3 protein-coding genes and 2 pseudogenes are annotated in these 3020 nt (G+C 65.4%); all 5 read left to right on the top strand.

Annotated features, from left to right (window positions below):
* Window positions 1-982 precede the first annotated feature (982 nt).
* Window positions 983-1258 carry a hypothetical protein gene (locus tag AB0H83_RS51655; protein WP_360111374.1) on the top strand — a complete coding sequence of 92 codons (276 nt, stop codon included), beginning with the start codon at window positions 983-985 and terminating at the stop codon, window positions 1256-1258.
* Window positions 1248-1580 (top strand): hypothetical protein, encoded by a 333-nt coding sequence (locus AB0H83_RS51650; protein WP_360111371.1) that lies wholly within the window; start codon window positions 1248-1250, stop codon window positions 1578-1580. Before AB0H83_RS51655 ends, AB0H83_RS51650 begins: the two co-directional genes overlap by 11 nt.
* 225 nt (window positions 1581-1805) lie before the next feature.
* Window positions 1806-1988, top strand: a pseudogene (locus AB0H83_RS51645) (IS6 family transposase); the annotation flags it as partial.
* A 142-nt stretch (window positions 1989-2130) separates the two neighbouring features.
* Window positions 2131-2862 carry a helix-turn-helix domain-containing protein gene (locus AB0H83_RS51640; protein WP_360111368.1) on the top strand — a complete coding sequence of 244 codons (732 nt, stop codon included), beginning with the start codon at window positions 2131-2133 and terminating at the stop codon, window positions 2860-2862.
* Window positions 2823-3020: pseudogene (locus AB0H83_RS51635) on the top strand (integrase); the annotation flags it as partial. The gene AB0H83_RS51640 and the pseudogene AB0H83_RS51635, both read left to right, overlap by 40 nt.

The raw sequence follows: 3020 nt of genomic DNA, 5'->3' as shown, positions 1-3020 counted from the left end.
TGCTCGACCGACGGAATCCCAGACACCCCACCATGATCCAGACATCAATCGACCCAAGTCAAACCGGCACGCCGACCGGGCACCTGACCAGTCACTAGCAGGCATCCTCAATTCGGCATGAGTGCGCGCAGGCTTGGCGGACGCCAACTACGCAACGTCACCTGCAGCGCCGACGACGTCCAGGACGAAGCACAACGCGTTCGATCATGTCCGAGCCGAAATGACCACCGGCGAGCGGAGCACTCCCAGGAAGATCACCGTACGGGCGTTCGTGTCAAAGATGTGTCACGACCATCCACAGTGGACACGCGGATTTGGCGAGTGAGGACCGCCCGAGTCAAGGTGTCGACCACGTGTCGCCACAATCGCAGCCAATCTGCATAACGCCTGCTCAACCGCGCTCTCACGGCAAGCACCGACAGGCCCTCACAGACCCCTTGACTCTGCCCAGCACAACAGCGAGGAGTTCATCGAACGCTTCGGGCGGCCGTCGACGACGCAAACCGTACGGTCGTACGGGCAAAAACGCGTGTCACGACACAATCATCACATTGAACCTAGTCAACAAAAAAGGCCAGCCGAGCTGGCCTTTTGCAAAGTCGGGACGGCGGGATTCGAACCCACGACCCCTTGACCCCCAGGGGGGGTCGTTGAAGGGCCCCAGCGACGTGCTCAAGCACGTTCTCCCAGGTCACCACAAGCATAAACCGGCCGAGTAAAGGAGTCTGCGATCCAGCCCGACCGGACCGCATCACGCCCACAATGGACGATCGTGCCGTCCTCTCCATAGCAAACTCGGCTGGCTAGCCTGCGTCCGCACCCCGGTCCAATCGCGTCCCAGCGCTAACCGGAACCCGACTGTCACCACCGTCGTTACCCCGGTCGGTCGAGCGCCGGTCGTGCCGTCCAGCCCGTTCATGCCCGAGCGGGGAGTTGCCGTCACGACACTGTCGCGTAGCACGCAGCGTGCTACGCTGAGGTCGTGCGCGTGATTCTCACCGTCGACGGCATCGACGCGGCAGCCGAACAGGGTGTCACCCTGCCAGCAATCAACGCCGCGCTCGCCGCCCAGCCGACACTGATCGAGGACATCGACGCGTCGACCCGGGCGGTCACCGGCCGGGTCGACGGGCGCCTCGTGACCGTATGGCTGACCGAGGGCGCCGACGGCGTGTGGGAACTCGTGATCGCGTTCGAGGCCGGGTTCGCCACCGAATTGAAGTGGACCCACGTCTTTGGAGGTTCCGATGAAGGCTGAGGATCGAGACAAGATCGACCGGTACCGGCGCGGCGAGACCGGCGACACCAACGCCCGCGCGAACACCGAACCGATCGAAGTCATCCCCGAGGTGATGGTAAGCCGATCCCTGCGCCTGCCCGCCGATGTGTTCGAGGAACTGGTCGCACTCGCATCAGCCCAGGGCGTCGCCTGGTCCACCCTGGTCCGGCAATGGGTCATCGACGGCATCGTCACCGCCAGACACGCCACCGGCACCGAGGTTGACCCAGCAATCGAACTACAACGCGGCGTCGCCATGATCACCCACGCAGCCAGCCGCCTGCAACAACGCGCCGCCTGACGCAGCGACGACCAAGACGACCCCGAGGCCGCGACCGTGTCGACGCTGCGCCGGTTCGGTAAGAACAAGGACCGTGCCGATGCTCATCGCACGTGGCGTGAGCTGCTGTTTCGTGGCGGGGGTTGTTCCTGCCGAGAAATACGTCCGTACGGGTCCGTTGCGTTGAGCGTTGCCCTGGTGAGGCAGGCTTGGACGGTGAAGCTCTCGACCCGTCGGCGTCCAGTCCTGCCACCGCGGTCGGCGTTCGCCGGGTTCCGGTTCCCGCCCGACGTCATCATAGTCGCCGTACGGCTGTACCTGCGGTACAACCTCTCCTACCGTGATGTCGAGGAGCTGCTGCTCGAGCGTGGTGTCGAGGTCGACCACGTCACCGTTTTCCGCTGGGTGCAACGCTTCACGCCGCTGCTGGCCGACGCGGCCAGGTTCTGCCGGCACTGCGCTTGCCGAAAACCCCATCCGCCCTGGTGAGGCCGGTGTGGGGTGTCGGAGATGTTGATCCGGTTGCTGGGCCTGGGCGTAGCTGGTGATCGATGCGGCATGATGTTCTGCCGTGCTGCTGCGACTGGCGTACCTGGCTGTCACGAACGCGTTCGCGGTGCTGCGGCTGCTGCCGATGAGCAATCGGGACAAGGACGTGGAAATCCTTGCCCTACGCCATCAGATCACAGTGCTGGAACGCCAACTGGGCAAACAGAAGGTGCGGTTCGACGCGAGCGATCGGGCGTTCCTGGCGGCCCTGCTGCACCGGCTGCCACGCGACGTGCTGCGCCGAGTACGGCTGTTGATGCGCCCCGATACGGTGTTGCGCTGGCATCGCGACCTGCTCGCCCGCCGTCACGCGGCCATCTCCCGGCCCAAGCGCCCGGGCCGGCCGCGGACCGTGCACTCCGTCCGGACCCTGGTGCTGCGCCTGGCCCGGGAAAACCCCAGCTGGGGCTACCGGCGCCTGCACGGCGAACTGCTCGTACTGGGGATCAAAGTGGCCGCGTCCACCGTCTGGGAGATCCTGCAGGAAGCCGGGATCGACCCGGCACCCGAGCGGGCGTCCAGCACCTGGGCCGACTTCCTACGCTCCCAGGCCGACGCCCTGCTGGCGTGCGACTTCCTGGAGACAGTCACCCTCACCGGAGCACGGATGTACGTGTTCGCGGCGATCGAGCACGCCAGCCGCCGAATTCACATCCTGGGCGCCACCCGCACCCAAGCACCGCTTGGGTGGTGCAGGCCGCGAAGAACCTCGTCATGGACCTCGAAGACAACGGCTCCCGAGCCCGGTACATGATCCGCGATCGGGACGCCAAGTTCCCCGAACTGTTCGACGCTGTCCTCGCCGACGCGGGCATCGACGTCGTCCTCAGCGGCATCCAGCTGCCGAGAATGAACTCGATCATGGAACGGTGGGTCCAGACCTGCCGCCGCGAACTACTGGACCGGACCCTG

The sequence above is a fragment of the Dactylosporangium sp. NPDC050688 genome (assembly GCF_040654515.1).
Classification (GTDB): domain Bacteria; phylum Actinomycetota; class Actinomycetes; order Mycobacteriales; family Micromonosporaceae; genus Dactylosporangium.
The sequence above is the reverse complement of the archived record's forward strand: the minus strand, read 5'-3'. Positions and strand labels throughout refer to the sequence as shown.